Raw genomic sequence first — 19,468 nt, forward strand, 5'->3', positions numbered from 1 at the left:
GCAGTCAGTTGAGTGGCGAGCGCCTTGGCAAACCCAACCAAGGCATCACAGGCCTCCCCGCCTCACTGCGTAAAGTCGCTCGCCGAATGCCAGCCGCCATGCGAGCCTGGACCAGAGCCTTTGGCACCTACTCGTCATTCTCCAGACATGAAAGAACCGCCCGTAGGCGGCTTGATTTATTTGTTCGTCAAAGGCCCTCGCGAACTGCCGTCTCAATGACCGCGCGACCGTAGCCAAGCGCTCAAGACAGTCTCTGATACAGCACGACGCTGCTGCCATTTGAGGATTGAGTCACCTAAAGCCGATCCTCGGCAGTCGAGTCAGTGGCAACGATTCCTTTGGTCTCTATCTGGCGCTTTCGCGCAGTCATCCGCTGTACCAATGTTGCAGTTGGCTAGATGACGAATCTTTTAAAATTGATCTAGCTTGTTTTCTGCCAACCTGCCCGTAAGTACTAAGACTACGTGAAGGAACGGTCTGCCCTGACAAGTGCTCGCGTCTCGGGGTCGGCGTCGAATGTCGACTCTGCCAACACCCAAGCTGGAGCTGTGTTTGTGTCGATCAATGCCTTCACGGCCCGCTTGCGACAGGTCGAACATGGCGAAAACTCATATACGTAGAGAAGGCAATCGAGCGCCTTGTGGCCAGGATACGCTTCGCACAAGTTGAGAAGTTTCCCAACGATTTGGTGTGTTTCATCAGGGTCATCAAGCTGTGCCAGATGTTCCACGAACAATGAAAAATCGCCCTCATGAAAGTTCTTCACCAGTAGTGCGATACCGTTAGCGATGTTGCCATCAGCGATCAATCGCTTCGCAACGTTTCGCAGCTCTCCGTGCTTCACAGGTGCCAAGGCCGCCACAGTCGCCCATTGAACCTGTGCGTCGATATGGTCAATCCATCGGAGCAATCGACTGTCGAATCGTGGAACGCCAGTTTGTCCGAAGCATCTGAGCAGTCGCTTGACATGCTCTGACTCCTTTGACGCCAGCAGCGCTACGAAAACCGTCTCGCGTTGATCTTCTTCAACTTGGGAACCCCACCTCCTGAGCCAATAACATTGCTCTTTTGGGTTCTTTCTGACATAGGCCACGACCTCATCGGCTGTAAAGGTCATGAAGTCAACGTGGGCTGAAGGACCGCCGCGGCTATCGCATGTCTTGCGCATCCCCGCGAGATAGTTTGCGATATCGGAATCAACTGCGGCCTCACGCTCCAATGCCGCAAGTGCTCCTTTATCTCCTGTGAAAGCCTCATATTGTGTGATGGGATAGTCATCGATCCAAAAATCAGGATCAGCTTGCAACCACTGCCCCATATGTCTGACGACATGTATCAAGCCATCCAGGCCGTCGAGCGCGATAATTTCATTGGCCCCAATCACATTGGTGGTATTCGGAAAGAGCGCTAGGGAAGAATACAAGAGACGTCTCGCGTCTTCGGATCCTGACGCAGCCAACTCTTTCAATATCGCACTCCGCTGAGCACTATCGCTATGCTCCTCAGGCGGTGGAGTGTTCTCCATCGCCTTGATAGCCTGCAACACCTTCGCATTCAGCTTCGCGCGCTCGACAATCGAGAACAGCCACTGTGCCCGTTCTGCCTCGCACTGAGGGTCATAGGAAAGACATGTCATGCACGCTTCGATGATCATGTCTTCCAACCCATTCGACCCATGACTCTCGATGTGTTGGATAACACGCCCATGGCCTGCCCTGAGAGCAGCGGCAAATGCGGCTTTGGCAAGGGGCAGGATTGGGTGTTTTATTCGCATAGGGCGTCCAAGAATCATAACGTTAGTGAGGGAAGCGGCATTTCCCCCTCCCCGCACGATGACCATAGTAATTGTCGGGCCGGCGCACTTATGGAGTGTACGATAACTGTCGCTGGTAAACGGCTGGTTTTAACCGATTCATCCCCTACAGACTGCGACAGGGCGAACGCCTGCTTCTGACAATAGAGCTACCCACCAACCGCCCTAGAGGCCTTACGTATTGAAGGCAAATCTGCCTTTACGCTTTACTACCACCAAATGCAAAAAACCCAGCACGGGGTTGGGCTTTTTTGCATATCGGGTATATGGGCTTCAGCTAAGCCCCGACGACCCTGGTGCCTCTACTCTATAGCCTTCACTGACCTAGATTTTTCGCAAGCCAATCTCAACCGCGCGTGAGCCCTTGGCTCCATCGGCGCGGTCATCATAGCTCTGTACGTCATGCACGCCTGAGTATCTGAAGCGGGCTCGGCATGCTGGACAGCTGTTGCGGATGACGTGCAGCCAGCCAGCATCGCCACCGCTACCGCCGCTATCAAAATCCGCATGTCGCTCCCTCTTTGGTTTGTCGGACGCTTACCGCTAAAAGATGAAGTACCGATCAGTCCGCCAGAAATGCCTCCAGGACAGGTATCAGCCATTCTGGTCGATCTTCTTGGGGCGAGTGATTCGCGAATGGAATATTCAAGAACCTAGCGTTTGGCACCCGATCAGCGAGTTCAACTGCATTCGTGCGCGAGACAAGCATGTCTTCGTCGCCCCTGACCACCAGCAAATCGGCGGTGATGTTGCGCACAGCTTCGTTCGGGTAGCCATCCGCGCCTGAATCGAGCCAAAGAGCCCGCAGCGCCACTGCCAATCGCTCAAAATCTGGTGCGGGATTCATGACCTGATAACTATCGTAGCTGTGCGGGAACATCTCGCGCCAGCTCTCGCCTGTTACCTCTGTATAAATGCCGCGCGTTGGGTCGTCTGCCTTCAATGCCCAGTGCGCGCCAATCGTTACCAGCTTGTCTATCGGGAGAGTGTTGGCGGCGGCAATGCGCAGTGCAGCTATGCCACCATCGCTATGGCCGATAATGCTGAAATGCTCAAGCCCCAGGTGCCTGACCACTGCCTCCACATCCTGCTGGATGCGCTTATAGGTCAGTCGTGATGGACCAAGCGTGGATTTTCCTTGGCCCCGGCTGTCGATGCCGATCAACCTGTAGTTCCGGCCCAAACGGGGCGTGATGGAATTAAAAGTCTCGATGTCACCAAAACCGCCGTGGAGGAATACCAAGACAGGGCCGTCCTTGTTCCCTTGCTGTTCATAGTAGAGGCTCGCGTGGTCTATCTCAATGTGCTGGCCCTCCTGGTGATTGAACGTCGTCATGTGCTTTTCCCTTTGTTGGATCGCTGTGTCGCGTGCAGGCTTGAGCCTACTGCTCTACATGATCGCATTTGCGATGACAAATGAGTGTGACGGATCACTAAGCGTTAGGATCAGAAAGACGTATTGACCAGACGCTTACCCAGTTCCAGCGTGTGCATGCCCTTCAGATGCAAAAAGCCCAGCGCGGGGCTGGGCTATTTCGAGGCCAGCTTTCGGCCATGAGAGGTCACAGGGATAAAGTCGAAACAACCAAAACCTACTGTCCTTCAAGCTTTCGCTTCAGCCGCCTGAGATCACTATTGATGATCAGCTTATGGACGAGACCTACCGGCAACATGTAGGCGCGCCCAAAGACGTTATGCGTTACGACTGATGATGTGATTGTGAGCACACGAGCTGTTATCGAAAGGCAAATCATGACATCTAGGTGCCGGTCACGTTCGGTCAGAACCAACATGTCGGGGGCGCTATGCTCCACCAGAAAGAAATCCAGCAGTTCTCCAGTGTGTATTGTCTCTCGCCTAGCGCCGGAGAACCCGCCGATTCGCTTCACACCGAATAACGAGGAAATAGCGTCCCTCATTCGGAAAGCTAGCCGCATGAACAGTCCCGATTCAGCCGTCATGATGTTCCAAGCGTCAAGAGTGGTGATGTCAACAGGGAGCAGAACCGACCTGCAGTCATAGTAATCAAGATCGGGTAGCGCACGCAGAGTGTGAGCAGGTGATGTGGTAGTCAAATATTATCCCTTTTAGTTGAATGCGGATGCTCCACATACTGTCTCCCTGGCCAGGCATCCAGCGTGGATGGAATGCCATCAACGGAGCCTTTTCCTGGCAGGCCCAATTGGCAAGCGTGCCTAGAGAATCCGTGGTGATTCACTCTGTTGAGCAAGTTCGCCTGAATAAACTGACCTCAGATAAAGATAGTGCCGCGTAGATACAACGCGCCGTGGCCGCTGATAATGACGCGGTCGCTGTCTAGGACTTCGCAGTGCAACTGGCCCTTGCGCACCCCACCTTGCTCGGCACTCAGCCCGCACTTACCCAAGCGCTTGGCCCAATATGGCGCCAGGGAGGTGTGGGCCGAGCCGGTGACCGGGTCTTCATTCACCCCCACCCGAGGCCCGAACCAACGAGAGACAAAATCGAAGTGACTACTCGGCGCGGTAACCGCGACACCGCGCACGTCGAAAGCGGACAGTGCAACGAAGTCGGGATTGAGGCCGGCGATGATGGCTTCATCCTCGACCACTACCACGTAATCATCTGTGCGATAAAGCGCATCGATCCGTTCTAGGCCCAAGGCTTGCAAAAGGCCTGGCGGGACAGCTACGGCTTTAGGCTGCTTGGCCGGGAAGTCCATGGCCAAGCGCCCGCTTTCGCGGCGCACTCGCAATTCACCGCTGCGAGTGGAAAACCGCAGCATGTCACGGCTTTCACCAAGCTGTTCAAACAGCACCCAGGCTGCTGCCAGGGTGGCGTGACCACACAAGTCGACTTCCACCGTAGGAGTAAACCAGCGCAACTCGAACACCTCGCCGTTACGCACAACATAAGCAGTCTCGGATAGGTTGTTCTCTGCGGCGATTTTTTGCAGCGTCGCATCAGGCAACCAGGCCTTCAGCGGACAAACCGCCGCCGGGTTGCCGGCGAAAGCCTCAGAGGAGAAAGCGTCCACCTGGAAAATATCGAGTTGCATTCTGATCATTCCTGCCCGCTAGTGTTGTCTGTAACCCGGATCTGCTCCAGGTAGTTGTAGATGGTGTATCGGGTCACGCCGAGCGCGGCAGCGGCTTTTTCAATCCCGCCTTTGACGATGAATACCCCGCGATCCTGCATTTGCCGTACAGCTTCAAGCTTTTGAGGTTTTTTCATCCCTACAACACCGCCGGGACAAGCTACCTGAATGATTTCCACCATCAGTTGCTCCATATCCCTCGGCTCATCGACGCGTGACTCAGGAACGCCTTCCAGCCCCAGAAGTCCTCCGAGAACGGCGTGGGCGGCGGCAACACCGCTCAAGTCGGAATTGATACACAGACTAGCGAAAGGCTGCCCGCTACTGTCGCGATACACCACGGTGGAACTGCGGAGCGGGCGGCCGTCAGGCGCGAGTGCCGGATAACTCTCCACCACAACGGGATCAGAGCTTGAGTGATCTTCCATGGCGCGCCTGACAGCGCTGAACCCTAAGTCCTGGCGTGGGCCGCCCAACACTGACCCGCCCACTTTTCTTCCAGTGACATGACCATTGGCGATGGCAAGGATGGATCGCTCCGGATTGATCAGGTCATGCAACACGATCTCCGTATGAAGACCAACAGCATTACTGAGCATTTTGAGGGTGCTGTGAAGCACGTTAAGAATCAGCTGCCGCTCGGCTAGTGATACTTCGGAAACCTTCATTGGTGCCTTCAAGTGATTTATCGAAGGCGACAAAAATATCAACACATTGTTGAATTATCAACTTATTGTTGAATTTTACGTATGTCCGAATTGTCTCTGTGGTTTTCCTGATAGGCAGCTTCGGATCGAATGCGGATGTTCCACATACTGCCTCCCTGGCCAGGCATCCAGCGTGGATGGAAACCCAGTAGCAGGCTGAGAAGCTGCCGTAGTAGCGTTGCGCCTCTACGAGCCCAATCGGGTGAACGTGCAACGGAGCAAAAAAATGGATTTTGTAGAGCGCTTGAACGCAATGTCAGCGAAGGTAAATCAGCTGGCGTCAACGATCCAGACCGAGGAAGCAACCAAGACCGCTTTCGTGATGCCGTTCATCCACACAGTGCTCGGCTACGACGTCTTCGATCCGTCCGAGGTTGTGCCTGAATACATATGTGATATCGGAACTAAAAAAGGCGAGAAAATTGATTACGCGATTCTAAAAGGCGGACAGATCCAAATACTGATCGAGACGAAAAAGGTTGGCGAAGCACTCAATATCAATCATGCAAGTCAGCTATTTCGCTACTTTCACGTGACCACTGCAAGAATTTCCATCCTAACAAACGGCAGGTTTTATCGGTTCTATACCGATCTGGACGCCCCAAACAAAATGGATGAGAAACCCTTTCTAGAGATCGACCTGCTCAACATCGATGAGCACATCATCCCAGAGCTCCAAAAGCTCACAAAGTCAGCTTTCGATGTTGAGTCGATCATCAACGCGGCCGGCGAGCTGAAGTACGTGGGGAACATTAAAAAAGAAATGGCTACGCAGTTTTCTCAGCCTGATGATGACTTCGTTCGTTTTTTTGCATCGCGCGTCTACGATGGAGTGATCACGCAAAAGGTTCGAGACCAATTTGCTCAGCTCACCAGAAAGGCTGCTTCTCAGTTCCTGAGTGATCAAATCAACGACAGATTAAAGTCAGCAATGAGCAGGGCCACCTTTCCAACAGTCGCTGAATCGGTCGTGGCTGAAAACCAGGTAGAAACGCCAGAGGTCCCTGAAGATCGCATTCTGACTACGATGGAAGAACTTGAAGGCTTTCACATCATCAAAGCAATTGTCCGGACCGTAATAGACGCGAAACGCATAGCTAGCAGAGACACTCAGAGCTATTTCGGCATACTGCTGGATGACAATAATCGAAAACCTATCGCCAGACTTCACTTCAATCGCGGACAAAAGTACCTAGGTATTTTCGACAAAGACAAAGTCGAAACACGTCACCCCATCAATTCGCTTGATGAGATCTATGAATTCTCAACCTCGCTAAAAGAAACAATTACTTTTTATCAAGAAGCCTGATTGAGGAATACCCAGTTCTTCGCCTGCAAGCCCAAGGACTGGGATAGCGCCAATATCGGCGCGTTTATGACCTTGAGGTCATATGAGTGATAACAAAGGTGTATCAGCATGCCAGCGAAGGCCGCTGGCATGCTCACACTGAGCGCGCAGCATCGATGCTCAAGCTCGGTGGGCGGTTGGTCGCAGTTTTGCCGGCGAGCGCGAAAGGCAAAGACGTGCTGCCAGGCCTGAAGCATGAGTGGTCACAGATCTACAACAACGAATTCGCCGGCACCAGCGTATCGGTTGTGATCCTCTCCGCCTCATCCGCGTAACTCCCCCACTCCACCGCCCGAGCATGACCCGGAAGGAAATAACTGTGTCCGAAGTAAGGCGTTGGTACATCGGCATATACCGGATCGACAGCGGAACCAGCCGGCGACTTCCGTTCTTGGTGTCCTCCAGCAGCACATGCTTACCCTGATGTGTTCGCGACGAAGCGTCAGCAGTTCACCGCGGCGCATTGCGGTCTCCACGGCGATCTCAATAATCACCGGCATTTCAGCATGGATTTCACCGGCGACCTTCAACACTGCTTTCAATTCGAAGCCAGTCGGCCGACGGTCACGCTCTCGGCTACCCTTGGGCATCCTCAGTTTTGCAACCGGGTTGCTCAATCCTTCGATACCCCAATCCTTGATGGCAACTGTGTATAGGTGGCTTATCAAGGCCAGAGACAATCGCACCGTGTTGGTCGATGTACCCTCAGCCAGGCGAGCATCACGGTACTCGGCCAGGTCGGATTATCTAAGTTCGGCCAGCGACTTGCTTCCGTACTTGCCATCGGACCACGTCTTTATCCGGGTCAGCTCCTGGCGAGCCCCCCTCTTCTACGCAGATACTTCACGCGCATAGCGCTCAAAGCGCCTTTGCAACCGTGGTGGCTTCGGCCTCGCGGGTATCGACGAAGCGCTTGCGCGACATATCCCCCTCGATTTCAGAAGCCCACCGTTACGCCTCAGCTTTCATATCAAACGAAGCCGAAAATGCCGGGTATCCTTTTTTGCGGATCTTTGTCCGCCATGTTCCATTGGGACGCTGCTCGATAGTTGCCATGCTGCGGATTTTGCCGATCAGCCCTGGGACATGCAAACAGTCTCGGTGCCCCAGGATTGTCCCGACGAGCACAATCCGCAAGCACAAAAAAAGCCCCGCAACCTCAATGGCTGCGGGGCTTTCAAGAGTGGAGGCCGAGGTCGGAATCGAACCGGCGTAGGCGGATTTGCAATCCGCTGCATAACCATTTTGCTACTCGGCCTCAAACGATCGATGCCCTGACTGCTGACATCCACCGCATACAAACTTGAGTGGGCTACGTAATGCCTGCCTCTACTCTATCTCATTGAAAACATTAAGGTTTTTAATGCCTCGATGCGTTCGATGGCGGCAATTATGTACTCATTTGCCGGGGCTGGCAACCCCTTGATTTCAAAAAATATTCTGGCTGCAACACGGCGGGAGGTGCTTGCCCCCGCCGTACATGGGCTCAGTACCCCAGCGACAGGCCGGTGTTGCGTCGTGGGTCGTTGGCGCCGTAGAAGCGGTTGTTGCCCACGGGTTTGCCTTCCAGGGACGGAGCGCCTACCAGGATTGCCGCCAGATGGTTGGCGTCTTGCGGGCCGGCGAACGTATGGCCCCAGCTTTCGAGGATTTTCTGGGTGTCTGGACTCAAGGCGAACGTTTCTATGTTGGTGCTCTCGGGCATCCATTGTTGGTGGAAACGCGGAGCGTCAACGGCTTCCTGGATGTTCATCCTGTAGTCGATGACATTGAGAATTGTCTGTAGGGTGGCGGTGATGATCCGGCTGCCACCGGGCGTGCCTACGACCATCACGGCCTTGCCGTCCTTGGTGACAATGGTTGGGCTCATGGATGACAGCGGTGCCTTGCCCGGCGCGATGGCATTCGCCTCGCCCTGGATCAGGCCGTACATGTTGGGCTCACCGACCTTGACGGTGAAGTCGTCCATTTCGTCGTTGAGGATCACGCCGGTCTTGCTGGCCATGACGCCAGCACCGAACCAGTCGTTGAGGGTGTAGGTCACCGAGACCGCGTTGCCCCATTTATCGACGATGGAATAGTGGGTGGTGTTGGTGCCCTCATGTGGCGAGACGCCCGGCTTGATCGCCTGGGAATCACCGGCTTTTTGCGGATCGATGGCCGCGCGCAGTTTCGCCGCGTAGTTTTTGTCCAGCAGATGATCCAGCGGGTTCTTTACGAAGTCCGGGTCGCCCAGGTAGCTGTTGCGGTCAACATAGGCGTGGCGCATGGCCTCGATCTGGTAGTGCAGGCCCTGGGCCGAACCGTAGCCGAGCTCGGCCATCGGATAGCCTTCGAGGATGTTCATGATCTGGCAGATCACCACGCCACCCGAGCTCGGTGGTGGCGCCGAGATCACATGGTAGCCACGGTAGTCGCACTCGATGGGCGCCAGTTCCCGGGTCTGGTACTTTTCCAGGTCAGCCTGGGCAATGATGCCCTTGCCTGCCTGGCTGGAGTCGACGATGGCCTTGGCGACCCAGCCTTTGTAGAAGCCGTCCGTGCCCTTGGCGGAGATTTCCCGCAGGGTCTTTGCCAAGTCCTTTTGTACCAGTTTCTCGCCGACCTGCAGTGGCTTGCCGTCCTTGAGGAAGATTGCGCGCATGTCCTGGTCTTTTTCGAACTCACCGGTGGCCGCGTGCAGCATGTCGATATCGCCCTGGTCGAGGACAAAACCGTTTTCTGCCAGTTTTATGGCCGGTTCGATGACCTGGTCGCGCTTGAGAGTGCCGTATTTGCCCAGCGCCATTTCCATGCCCGACACCGTGCCCGGTACACCGACCGACAGGTGGCCCTTGGCGCTCAGGCCTTCGATGACATTGCCGTCCTTGTCCAGGTACATGTCAGCCGTGGACGCCAATGGGGCCTTTTCGCGGAAGTCGAGGAAGGTCTTGCGCCCGTCCGCCAGTTGTACTGTCATGAACCCGCCACCCCCCAGGTTGCCTGCGGCCGGATACACCACCGCCAGCGCGTAACCGACGGCGACTGCCGCATCCACCGCGTTGCCACCGGCCTTGAGCACATCGACGCCAACGTGGGTCGCCAGGTGCTGGGCGGTGACGACCATGCCGTTTTCGCCGGCCACCGGGGCCTGGGACGCTGCCTGGACACCACTGAAGGTCAAGACCAGCGCCGTTGTTATCAGGGTTCGGGTAAAGGGTTGGTAGTTCATCCTTGGGTACTCTGTTTTATTGGAATCTTTCAAAGTAGCCGTTTTGCGTGGCGAGCCCCAGCGCCGTGGCGTTTTTGTGACAGAGGCTGTCGGGGATGGAACGCAAGGGGCGAGGGGCGGTTCTCGAGCAGATCAATTCCCGCTGCTACAAAAACTACCCCACCGCCACCCCCTTCCCTGCCCGCTCCAGGTTGCGCCACAGCCAAGCCGGCAACACGTCCGGGTCCAGGCTGTCGATCAGGTTCTTCAACCCCAGCCCCAACTCCGTGTCCCCCTCAATCACCAACCGCCGCCGAAAAAACAGCGTATCCGGATCTTCCTGCCGGCTGGCCAGCAACAAAAACTCGCGCCAGTTGCCGCTGATGGTTACCTGCGCCTCTGCCTGTTCCGCAATCCGCAGCTCGTTTCGATCCACGGTCAAATACCAGCGCAGCCCCAAGTCCGGGATCCGCAAACACATCCAGCGGCCGCGCAGCAGTTCAAACCCTCCCTCGCGCAAAGGCTGCGCCAGGCAACGGTTGAGCGCCTGTTGCAAGGTCAGGCGTTGCACCACAAACGGCACTTTGCGCAACATCGGCAGGGCTCGGTCGGCGCCCTTGAGTAGCCATTGCTTGCGACTCAACACAGTCCAACCTCCTCAACCCGCAACATCCCGGCCTGGCCATGCCAGTAGCCATTGCAACCTGCGACATACACGGGCGGCATAGCGCCCTGGCGTACCCGGTCGAACGCTTCGACGATACCAACCATGCCCTGCGCACGCGGGCTCAGGCGCAGCAGGTCCGCGCCGCAGTTTACCAACCCTGGATAATCCGCCAGTAGATTGGTCACCTCTGCCGACATGGTCTGGATGCCGTTCAAGGTAAACAATGCCTGCCCTTCCTGACTACTCAGGGCCATGCCCTCCGGGTAGTTGAGGCAGCAGAATTGGCAATCATCCTTGGGCAGGTTCTGCGCGCGGGCGGTGAAGCACCGCGCCGAATACGCCAGGGGCAAATGCCCGTAGGCGAAGATTTCCACTTGCGGCAATGGACGACCCAGTTCGCGTACGTGCTCCAGCACATCGCTCACCAGCGCCGCCGAGCACTCCACCGGTGGCACCCAGCGCGTCATTCCGGCATCGAGCAACTGCACCAGGGCATGTCCGTTATAGAGATTCAGCGCCGGACCGCCCACAAACGGCAGCTTGCGTTCGGCGAGCAATTGCACCGCACCCATGTCGTTGGCCTCTACCAGCACCTGGCCGTTGTCACACAGGCGACGCAGGCTTGACAGTTCCGAGGCAGCTTCAATCAGGGTCAGGCTCGACAGTACGATTTGCACATTGCTGCCCGCCTGTAATTCGCGGCCCAGGCCCAACCATTGATCCAGATTGAATGCCCGGCGCTTGGAGCACACGGTTTCGCCGAGGTAGATCACGTCCAGCGGCAGGTTGGCCATCTCTGCGTAAAACTGCCCCAGTTGTTGCTTGTCCCAATAAAACAGCACCGGTCCCAGGCTGAGCTTCATGTGGTTCTCCTCACTGCCATGATCGATGGTAGGCGCCCAGGGTGGTCTGGCTGCCTTCGGATAAACCGGCCAGCACCTTGCGCCAGTGGTCCTTGACCACAAAGCTGTGGGGCGCACGGCGATGGGCGTCCAATGCGGCGCGCCAAACCCCGGTGACTTGCTCGACGTAGGCCGGGCTGCGTTGCCGACCTTCGATTTTCACTGCTTCAACGCCCATGGCGATCAGTTCCGGCAACAAGTCGAGCGTGTCGAGGCTGGTGGGCTCTTCCAGGGCGTGGAAGCGCTTGCCGTCTACGATGAAGCGGCCCTTGCACAGGGTCGGGTAGCCGGCGGGCTCGTCCGGGGTGTAACGGTCGATCAGCACTTCACTGAGACGGGCGCTCAGGCCGTCGGCGTCTTCGCTCCAGCGCACGGCCTTGGCCGGCGAACAGACGCCGCACAGGTTCGGTGACTCACCGGTGATGTACGAAGACAAATGGCACCGCCCCTCGGCCATGATGCACAGGCTGCCAAAACCGAACACTTCAATCGGCACCGTACTGCTGGCGGCAACTTGCTTGACCTGGGCCAGCGACAGCACCCGGGGCAGCACCGCACGGCGAATACCGTAGCGCTGGGCATAGAACTGCAACGCTGCGGCATGGGTCGCCGAACCCTGCACCGACAAGTGCAACGCCAGGTGCGGATGGCGCGTGCTGGCGTAGTGCAGCACACCCGGGTCGCCGGCAATCAGCGCATCGACGCCGTGGTCTGCAGCACGGTCCACCGCGCGGCGCCAGCGATCCCAGCCCTTGGGTTGCGGGTAGGTATTGACCGCCACATACAGCTTGCGCTGATGCTGGCGGATGTGGGCGACGGCGCCGTCGAACTGTTTGTCATCCATGTTCAACCCGGCGAAATGCCGGGCGTTGGTATCGTCGCGAAAACCGACATACACCGCATCGGCGCCTTGGCGCACGGCGGCTTTAAGCGCAGGCAGGTTCCCTGCCGGGCAAACCAGTTGCATGGTTGATCCTCATAAAGAGCTTTTAGTGCATCAATTGGGCAAAGGACAGAAAACCCACCAGGGCGCCCTTCTCAATCAGTTGCTCACGCTCCACCACCGCCAGGCCATCGGCCCAGCAGGCGGCGCTCAACATCGCCGAGCTTTGCCGGGGATGCAGCGCAACGTGTGCCTGGCCATCGCTGCCCGCCACCAGGCGCGCCCGCAGGTATTGCCTGCGCCGGTTGCGTTGGGTCCATTCGAAACCGGCCGGCAAGCGCACCGCCAGCGTTGCGACGTCAGTCACGCCCTGGGCGCGCAGCAGGAACGGACGCACCACCACCAGCGCGGTGATCAGCGCCGCCGACGGGTTACCCGGCAGACCGATCCACGGCTTGCCGGCCACGTCGCCAAACGCCAAAGGTTTGCCCGGCTGGATCGCCAGGCGCCAGAAGTCAATGTGCCCCAGCTCTTTGATCGCCTGTTTGAGGTGATCTTCTTCCCCCACGGAGACGCCACCGGAAGTCAGCAACAGGTCGCACTCCGAGGACGCCAGGGTCAGCGCATCACGGCTGACCGCCAGTTCATCAGCCATCACCCCGTAATCGTGCACCTCGACACCCCAGCCTTGCAGCAGCGCGGCCAGGCAATGGCGATTGCTGTTGTAGATCTGCCCCGGTGCAAGGTGCTCACCCGGTTCGCGCAGCTCATCGCCGCTGCTCAACAGGCACACCCGCAGCGGGCGATAGACCTTGACCTGGGCCAATCCGGCCGCCGCCAGCAGTCCCAACTCCTGCGCCCGCAGGCGCTTGCCCGCTGCCAGCAGCAAGGCCCCCTGGAGCACTTCTTCACCCTGTTTGCGCACGTGTTCGCCGGCACGCATGGGCGGGCACCAGATGCGCTGGCCGTAGACCCGGCAACGCTCCTGGGGCACCACGGTATCCGCACCCGCGGGCAGCGGTGCGCCGGTAAAGATCCGCATGGTTTGCCCGCTGCCCAACGCGCAGGCCGCTGCTTCACCAGCAGCAATCCGCCCGGCCAGACGCAAGTAACCGCCCTCTGCCGGCAGGTCGGCAGCGCGCAATGCGTAACCGTCCATGGCGCTGTTGTCCCAGGCCGGCAGGTTTACCGCAGAGAAAATATCGCTGGCCAACACCCGATCCAACGCCAACGCGGTTTTCACCTGTTGCGTGGCAGGCGGTGACGGTGCCTGGGCCAGCAAGCGTTCGACGGCCTCGTCCACCGGGAGCAATTCACCGCTTTCACAGACCGATGTGTTCATGCACGCACCTCACAAGGTTCCAGTGCTTGCGTCGCTTGGGGCTTGAGGTGCGGGGCGAAGTTGCAGGGGCCCGTGCGGCTGTCCAGTTGCCCCAGCAGGATCTTGTCCCAACCGGTACGGCAGGCCCCCGGCGAGCCCGGCATGCAGCACACCAGCACGCCGTTGCTCATGCCGGCCAGCGCACGGGATTGCAGGGTGGACATGCCAATCTCTTGCAGGGACACCTGGCGGAACAACTCGCCGAAACCTTCGACATGCTTGTCCAGCAGCGGCAGCACCGCTTGGGGCGTGTTATCCCGCGCAGTAAAACCAGTGCCGCCGGTGGTCAGGATCACTTGCACTTGGGGGGCGGCGATCCATTGCGAAATGCGCGCGCGAATCTGGTAAATGTCATCCACCACCAGCGCGCGGTCGATCAACGTATGACCTGCGCCCTGCAGTCGGTCACAGAGGGTTTGCCCGGAGGTGTCGGTGTCAAGGCTGCGGGTATCGCTGATGGTCAGGACAGCGATGTTCAGTGAAGTGAAGGTGTGTTGAGTCAAATGTGCCATGGTGAAAATCCCGAGATAAATGAGCAATGGCCCAGCCTGCACTGCAAAGCGTGGCGGGCCTATTCCTCCGAGGAGGTACCTCCAAACGGATTCAGGGCGCCAGGCGGTTGCGCCGCCAGGCGCCGTCATGCCGTCGATAATCCAGGCGATCATGCAAACGGTCGGCGCGGCCTTGCCAGAACTCCACGCGCTCGGGTTGCAGGCAATAGCCGCCCCACTGCGGCGGGCGTGACGGACGTTGTCCGGCGAAGCGTTGGGTGACCTCGCGCAATCGGCTTTCCAGATCAGCGCGGTGGCTCAGGGGCTGGCTTTGCGGTGAAGCCCAGGCCCCCACCTGGCTGGCCAACGGGCGCGAGTCGAAATACTCATCGGACAATGCCGGCGCCAGCTGTGAAACCGTACCTTCGACTCGTACCTGGCGTTCCAGGCCCGGCCAGAAGAACGTCATGGCGGCGTGGGGGTTGCTCGCCAGTTCCTGGCCCTTGGCACTCTGGTAATGACCGAAAAATGTAAAGCCCTGATCGCTGAACCCCTTGAGCAACAGAATCCGACAGTGAGCGCGACCTTCTGCGTCCACGGTAGCCAGGGCCATGCTGTTGGCTTCCACGGGCGCCACTTCGGTTTTGCGTGCCTGCTCCAGCCATTGGCCGAACAGCGCGATGGGATCGTCTTGCGCCAGGTCGTCCCGCAAGCCGTACAAGGTGTAGTTGCGGCGCATCTGCGCCAGGGAAAGGGGCATGGGGCGAACCTCCGGACAGTTCGCCACAGTCTGCTCAGCCGCAGCTCATCACACCTTGATCACGATCAACTGTGCGCCGCGACATGGCGTCGCAGCGCTTACTTGAGCCCCAGGCGCCGGGCCAGTTTGTGCAGGTTGCTGGAGTCCACCCCCAGCAATCTGGCAGCACTCGCCCAATTGTCGTCACACTGGCTCAAGGCCTGGCGAATCTTCTGGCGCTGGCAATCGTCCACCGCCTCGCCCAGGGTTTGAAAAACCATCTCAGGCATTTCAGCAACCGGCGCTCGGGCCACAGCAGCATTGCTACTGTCGAGGTCCAGTAATGGCGCAGCCAGGGTCATGATCTGGTTGCGGTTGCCGCCACGGCTCAGTTGCTTCAACGCGGCGCGGCTGATCACATGCTCCAGCTCGCGCACATTGCCTGGCCAGCCATAGCCGAGCAACGCCTGTTCGGCCGCCGGTGACAAGCGCAGGCCGCGCAGCCCAAGGCGGGCGCGGTTGAGTTCAAGAAAGTGCCCAGCCAACAGCAACACATCCTGGCCACGCTCGCGCAACGCCGGAATCGGCACCGGGTACACCGAAAGCCGATGGTACAAGTCAGCACGAAAAAGACCATTGCGGATGCTGTCGGGCAGATGGCGGTTGGTGGCCGCAATGATCCGCACATCCACATGCAACGGTTTGTCGGCACCCAGGCGCTGGATCTCGCCATTTTGCAAAGTGCGCAGCAGCTTGGCTTGCACACTCAACGGCAATTCGCCCACCTCGTCGAGAAACAATGTGCCGCCATTGGCCGCATCAAAGCGCCCGGCGCGATCACTGGTGGCGCCGGAGAACGCGCCTTTGACGTGCCCGAACAATTCGCTTTCGGCCAATGATTCCGGAAGCGCGGCACAGTTGACCTGGATCAGCGGCTTGTGGCTGCGGCGGGACAATCGATGCAGGCGCCGGGCGAACAGCTCCTTGCCGACACCGGTCTCGCCCAGCAACAGCACCGGCAGATCCGACTCGGCCAGTACATCCAGTTCGTTGAGTAATTGATGCAATACCGGGCTCTGGCCGAGGATCTCAGCCTCTTCGGCGCTGGGCACACCGTTGCCTGCATTGCTACGGGACAAGCGCAGGCTGCGGTTTTCCTGCTCCAGCCGGGTTACGCGCACCGCGGCTTCGATTTGCAGGGTGCAGCGCTTGAGTTGCTCACGGGCGTTGGCATCAAACGTACCGGCGTGCAGCGCATCGAGGGTGATCGCCCCCCAGGGCCGGCCTTCGACAAACAGACTCACGCCCATGCAGTCATGCACCGGCAGCGGCTCGCCGACATGGTTGTCCAGCAAGCCATCGTAAGGGTCTGGCAGACGACTATCGGGTTCGAACCATGTCGGCTCGCGAGAAGCCATGATCGCTGCCAACCGCGGGTGTTGCGCAATCACAAAGCGTCGGCCCAAGGCTTCATGGACCAGCCCCACGGTGGCCACCGGGCGCAGGCTGTCGGCGCCATCCAGGCGCAACAGGCCCACGGCGCCGCTGTTGAAGTATTCGCGCAGGGTCTGCACCAGCCGTTGCAGGCGCACCGCATTGGGTAGTTCGACAATCAGATCGGCCGACAGGCTTTCACGCAGCATGGTCATAGATACCCTTGTATGGTCGGCTGTACCGTGCAGCATCAGGGTATTCCTGACCACCACAAAAAAAATAAACAAGTTTTTTCAATGACTTGGCGATGGCATAGGTCATGCAGTGCGAGTTCATCTGTTCACCTGTGAGGAAACCCGATGAACGCCTTCGCCGCCGACACCCTGCCCCTGGCCCAACTGATCGAACACTTGCTGGAGCGCTACCACACTCGTCATCGCGAGCAATTGCCGGAATTGATCCGCCTGGCCAGCCGGGTTGAACAGGTTCACGGCCATCATTTGCACTGCCCCAACGGCCTGGCGGATTTGCTGCGTGATATCGAGCAAGAGCTGGAGGGGCACATGCTCAAGGAAGAACAAGTGTTGTTCCCGATGCTGCAGATGGGCATGGGGTCCCAGGCCGCACCGCCGATCCAGGTGATGCGTTTTGAACATGAACAACACGCCCAGGCTTTGGAACAACTGCTGGCGCTGACCGAGCAGATCACCCCACCGGCCGACGCCTGCAACACCTGGCGCACACTGTATCGGGGGCTTGCGCAGTTTCACGGCGATCTGCTGGAGCATATTCATCTGGAGAACGACGTGTTGTTTGTACGGGCACTCACATCGCCCGCCTGAACCGCACGCGCCTACCCAACCATCAGCGCAGCATCAACTTGGCCAGAATCACGATCAGCAGCATATGTGCCAGGATGCTGCGCCGTATCCACATCGCCCGCACCGGTCCCAGGTGCTGCTTGCCCAGCCAGTAGGCCAACAGCAAGTAGTGCCCGATGATGCTCAGCGCCAACAGGATCTTGAGGCTCAGCAGCGCCGCGAAATGGCTGGCCCAAGGCGCGCCGAGCACGCCACGGTAATGCCAGGCTAGCCCGATGCCGGCGCCATACAACAACACGACCACGCCATGCAGTACTTTTCGCGAGCGCCGGGCAATCGCCTGATCCGAGGTGAGTCGCGCCGACCAGGCCAGTTCTTCGCGGGCGCGGTGCCAGATAAATACCTCGAAGAACAGCGTGCCGATAAACGCAATGGCTGCCAGCAAATGCACGATCAGTAACCACGAATACAGCATTCTCGATCTCCTAGCCTGGATGGCCGTCAACCCGCGCCCGCCACAACATTGGCCCGTAGCGCCATACATACAATCCCAGGCCCAGGGTCCAGCACAGGCCGGCCAGCCACAACCCGGCATACGGCCAGACCAGCACCAGCAATACCCGACTCAGACACGCCAGGTTCAGCAGCGCAAACGCCAGGGTCATGCCCGCCGGCGGCGTCAGGGGACGGCCGGTATGACCCAGGCTGACACGGGCAATCATCGCCAGGATCAATCCGCCCATCGCACCTATCGTCAGCGCATGCACCGCCAGGCTCGGGTTCAGCGGCACACCCAGATGCCACAGCCCCATCCCCAGGCACGCCAGCGCCAACCAGGCATAAGCCAGGTGCAGCGACCACAACAACGGTACGCGCCACAAACCCCGGTCATGCCAGCGCACCAGGCGCAGTAGATGCCCAAGCCCCAGCAGCGTGAACAGCAGGCCAATCCAGGTGCTGGCAACCAGCGCCAACCCGACCGCATACAGCAACGCTACCAACGCCGAGCCGCCCAACAACAGACGGTCCAGCCAGGGCCAGGCTTGTACCGCTTCGGTCCGGCCCAGGCCGCGCTGAGTGAAAAACGGAATTACCCGGCCACCGATCAGACCCATCATGGCCGCCACCAGCCACAACCCGGTCAACACCGCCTGACGCTGCCAGCCTTCATCACCGCGCAGCAGACCAAACAGCGACAACCCATCGGCCAGGGTCAGCAACAGCAACACCAGCACAATTGGGTAATTACGCCGTTGCCGAACCTGCCACAGGGTCCAGCCCATCAACCCGGCGACTGCCAGGGGAAACGCCAGTTCCAGCATCGCCAGCATCGGCCATGGCAGGTTGAACAGCCACCCCAGCCGCGCAGCCAGCCACACCACCGCCAATACGGCCAATGGCGTACCGCTCAAGCCGGGACGCCCGGTCCAGGTCTGCACCGCCGTGAGCAAGAAGCCTGCGATGATCGCCAAGGCGAAACCGAATAACAGTTCATGCCGATGCCAGGCCAACCACCCGCCCGCCGGCTGCCAAGTGCCGCTGGCGCCGGCCAGGGCCAGCAACCACAACGGCACCGCCAACAGCGCCAACAGGCAGCCACCCAGGAAAAATGGCCGGAAAGCCAGACGAAACAGCGGGTTAATCGACATAGCCTTGCGTCGATCCAGCACTTGCATACAGCTACCCCTCAAAGTCATTGCCGGCCCGATCATCCGGGATTGCCCGCGCCGGGCCCTTGTCGCAGATCAAGCCGCATCAAGAGCTGGCGCAATATCCTTGGGGCCGTTGCCCAAACCGGGTTGCAAGGCGCGCGCCGATATCGGCAAAAGCTGTATAGGAGCGAGCTTGCTCGCGAAGCACATCAACGATAACGCGGCATCCCGGCGACACGGGGTGCGTCTGGGGTTTTCGCGAGCAAGCTCGCTCCTACCGAGGGTTTGGTGAAAATGACCATCCATGGGTAAAAACAACCTCGAAAATGCTGGGTCATTTTTACCCTTTTGCGGCGCCAAGCCA

Annotated in this window: 17 protein-coding genes, 1 tRNA gene and 2 pseudogenes; 3 read left to right on the forward strand and 17 right to left on the reverse strand. The window is 58.7% G+C overall.

Annotated elements, in window-relative coordinates; all coding sequences use genetic code 11:
* Positions 1–460: 460 nt before the first annotated feature.
* The 5 genes from OQ460_RS12980 to OQ460_RS13000 form a co-directional block, all read right to left on the reverse strand.
* Positions 461–1,654 carry a hypothetical protein gene (locus OQ460_RS12980; RefSeq protein WP_410017888.1) on the reverse strand — a complete coding sequence of 398 codons (1,194 nt, stop codon included), beginning with the start codon at positions 1,652–1,654 and terminating at the stop codon, positions 461–463.
* A 721-nt stretch (positions 1,655–2,375) separates the two neighbouring features.
* The gene (locus OQ460_RS12985; protein WP_410017889.1) at positions 2,376–3,149 is read right to left on the reverse strand and encodes an alpha/beta fold hydrolase; all 774 of its coding nucleotides are present in this window, start codon (positions 3,147–3,149) and stop codon (positions 2,376–2,378) included.
* A gap of 256 nt (positions 3,150–3,405) precedes the next feature.
* Positions 3,406–3,888 (reverse strand): DUF2867 domain-containing protein, encoded by a 483-nt coding sequence (locus OQ460_RS12990; protein WP_410017890.1) that lies wholly within the window; start codon positions 3,886–3,888, stop codon positions 3,406–3,408.
* Between the two features lie 176 nt (positions 3,889–4,064).
* Positions 4,065–4,850 carry a PhzF family phenazine biosynthesis protein gene (locus OQ460_RS12995; RefSeq protein ID WP_410017891.1) on the reverse strand — a complete coding sequence of 262 codons (786 nt, stop codon included), beginning with the start codon at positions 4,848–4,850 and terminating at the stop codon, positions 4,065–4,067.
* A gap of 5 nt (positions 4,851–4,855) precedes the next feature.
* Complete coding sequence (locus OQ460_RS13000) at positions 4,856–5,557, reverse strand: helix-turn-helix transcriptional regulator (protein WP_410017892.1); 702 nt, start codon at positions 5,555–5,557, stop codon at positions 4,856–4,858.
* Between the two features lie 265 nt (positions 5,558–5,822).
* Between OQ460_RS13000 and OQ460_RS13005 the strand changes: the two genes are divergently transcribed.
* Together OQ460_RS13005 and OQ460_RS13010 are read left to right on the forward strand one after the other, a co-directional pair.
* On the forward strand, positions 5,823–6,905 hold the full coding sequence (locus OQ460_RS13005; protein ID WP_410017893.1) for a type I restriction endonuclease: 1,083 nt from the start codon (positions 5,823–5,825) through the stop codon (positions 6,903–6,905).
* 86 nt (positions 6,906–6,991) lie between these two features.
* The gene (locus OQ460_RS13010; protein ID WP_410022102.1) at positions 6,992–7,219 is read left to right on the forward strand and encodes a hypothetical protein; all 228 of its coding nucleotides are present in this window, start codon (positions 6,992–6,994) and stop codon (positions 7,217–7,219) included.
* Between the two features lie 79 nt (positions 7,220–7,298).
* Here the strand turns inward: OQ460_RS13010 and OQ460_RS13015 are convergent.
* The 10 genes and pseudogenes from OQ460_RS13015 to norR all read right to left on the reverse strand — a co-directional run.
* Positions 7,299–8,000: pseudogene (locus OQ460_RS13015) on the reverse strand (tyrosine-type recombinase/integrase); the annotation flags it as partial.
* Positions 8,001–8,128: 128 nt separating this feature from the next.
* Positions 8,129–8,202, reverse strand: a tRNA-Cys gene (locus OQ460_RS13020).
* 228 nt (positions 8,203–8,430) lie between these two features.
* Positions 8,431–10,155: a gamma-glutamyltransferase gene (gene ggt / locus OQ460_RS13025; protein ID WP_410017894.1), complete on the reverse strand. Its 1,725-nt coding sequence runs from the start codon at positions 10,153–10,155 to the stop codon at positions 8,431–8,433.
* 154 nt (positions 10,156–10,309) lie between these two features.
* Positions 10,310–10,780: a ubiquinone anaerobic biosynthesis accessory factor UbiT gene (ubiT, locus tag OQ460_RS13030; protein WP_410017895.1), complete on the reverse strand. Its 471-nt coding sequence runs from the start codon at positions 10,778–10,780 to the stop codon at positions 10,310–10,312.
* A complete protein-coding gene (locus OQ460_RS13035; protein WP_410017896.1) occupies positions 10,774–11,664 on the reverse strand; it encodes a U32 family peptidase in 891 nt (296 codons plus the stop codon). Before OQ460_RS13035 ends, ubiT begins: the two co-directional genes overlap by 7 nt.
* A gap of 10 nt (positions 11,665–11,674) precedes the next feature.
* Positions 11,675–12,670 (reverse strand): ubiquinone anaerobic biosynthesis protein UbiU, encoded by a 996-nt coding sequence (gene ubiU, locus OQ460_RS13040; protein ID WP_410017897.1) that lies wholly within the window; start codon positions 12,668–12,670, stop codon positions 11,675–11,677.
* 22 nt (positions 12,671–12,692) lie between these two features.
* Complete coding sequence (gene glp, locus OQ460_RS13045) at positions 12,693–13,928, reverse strand: gephyrin-like molybdotransferase Glp (RefSeq protein ID WP_410017898.1); 1,236 nt, start codon at positions 13,926–13,928, stop codon at positions 12,693–12,695.
* Entirely contained in the window at positions 13,925–14,479 is a 555-nt protein-coding gene (gene moaB, locus OQ460_RS13050) for a molybdenum cofactor biosynthesis protein B (RefSeq protein WP_410017899.1), read from the reverse strand. Before moaB ends, glp begins: the two co-directional genes overlap by 4 nt.
* Before the next feature lie 91 nt (positions 14,480–14,570).
* Positions 14,571–15,218, reverse strand: a complete 648-nt coding sequence (gene pdxH / locus OQ460_RS13055; protein ID WP_410017900.1) for a pyridoxamine 5'-phosphate oxidase — start codon at positions 15,216–15,218, stop codon at positions 14,571–14,573.
* Positions 15,219–15,316: 98 nt separating this feature from the next.
* Entirely contained in the window at positions 15,317–16,840 is a 1,524-nt protein-coding gene (gene norR / locus OQ460_RS13060) for a nitric oxide reductase transcriptional regulator NorR (RefSeq protein ID WP_410021999.1), read from the reverse strand.
* A gap of 177 nt (positions 16,841–17,017) precedes the next feature.
* Here norR and OQ460_RS13065 point away from each other — a divergent pair.
* Positions 17,018–17,473 (forward strand): annotated as a pseudogene (locus OQ460_RS13065) (hemerythrin domain-containing protein); the annotation flags it as partial.
* Between the two features lie 22 nt (positions 17,474–17,495).
* Here OQ460_RS13065 and OQ460_RS13070 read toward each other — a convergent pair.
* A complete protein-coding gene (locus OQ460_RS13070; protein WP_410017901.1) occupies positions 17,496–17,927 on the reverse strand; it encodes a hypothetical protein in 432 nt (143 codons plus the stop codon).
* Between the two features lie 10 nt (positions 17,928–17,937).
* Positions 17,938–19,128 carry an NnrS family protein gene (locus OQ460_RS13075; RefSeq protein WP_410017902.1) on the reverse strand — a complete coding sequence of 397 codons (1,191 nt, stop codon included), beginning with the start codon at positions 19,126–19,128 and terminating at the stop codon, positions 17,938–17,940.
* Between the last annotated feature and the right edge of the window lie 340 nt (positions 19,129–19,468).

It is taken from the genome of Pseudomonas imrae (assembly GCF_046352735.2).
In the GTDB taxonomy this organism is placed as follows: Bacteria; Pseudomonadota; Gammaproteobacteria; order Pseudomonadales; family Pseudomonadaceae; genus Aquipseudomonas; species Aquipseudomonas imrae.

Coding starts and splice junctions, on each gene's coding strand:
- OQ460_RS12980 (WP_410017888.1), bottom strand. CDS start 1,654: ATGATCATCGAAGCGTGCATGACATGTCTTTCCTATGACCCTCAGTGC.
- OQ460_RS12985 (WP_410017889.1), bottom strand. CDS start 3,149: ATGACGACGTTCAATCACCAGGAGGGCCAGCACATTGAGATAGACCAC.
- OQ460_RS12995 (WP_410017891.1), bottom strand. CDS start 4,850: ATGCAACTCGATATTTTCCAGGTGGACGCTTTCTCCTCTGAGGCTTTC.
- OQ460_RS13000 (WP_410017892.1), bottom strand. CDS start 5,557: ATGAAGGTTTCCGAAGTATCACTAGCCGAGCGGCAGCTGATTCTTAAC.
- OQ460_RS13005 (WP_410017893.1), top strand. CDS start 5,823: ATGGATTTTGTAGAGCGCTTGAACGCAATGTCAGCGAAGGTAAATCAG.
- ggt (WP_410017894.1), bottom strand. CDS start 10,155: ATGAACTACCAACCCTTTACCCGAACCCTGATAACAACGGCGCTGGTC.
- OQ460_RS13035 (WP_410017896.1), bottom strand. CDS start 11,664: ATGAAGCTCAGCCTGGGACCGGTGCTGTTTTATTGGGACAAGCAACAA.
- ubiU (WP_410017897.1), bottom strand. CDS start 12,670: ATGCAACTGGTTTGCCCGGCAGGGAACCTGCCTGCGCTTAAAGCCGCC.
- glp (WP_410017898.1), bottom strand. CDS start 13,928: ATGAACACATCGGTCTGTGAAAGCGGTGAATTGCTCCCGGTGGACGAG.
- moaB (WP_410017899.1), bottom strand. CDS start 14,479: ATGGCACATTTGACTCAACACACCTTCACTTCACTGAACATCGCTGTC.
- pdxH (WP_410017900.1), bottom strand. CDS start 15,218: ATGCCCCTTTCCCTGGCGCAGATGCGCCGCAACTACACCTTGTACGGC.
- norR (WP_410021999.1), bottom strand. CDS start 16,840: ATGCTGCGTGAAAGCCTGTCGGCCGATCTGATTGTCGAACTACCCAAT.
- OQ460_RS13070 (WP_410017901.1), bottom strand. CDS start 17,927: ATGCTGTATTCGTGGTTACTGATCGTGCATTTGCTGGCAGCCATTGCG.
- OQ460_RS13075 (WP_410017902.1), bottom strand. CDS start 19,128: ATGCAAGTGCTGGATCGACGCAAGGCTATGTCGATTAACCCGCTGTTT.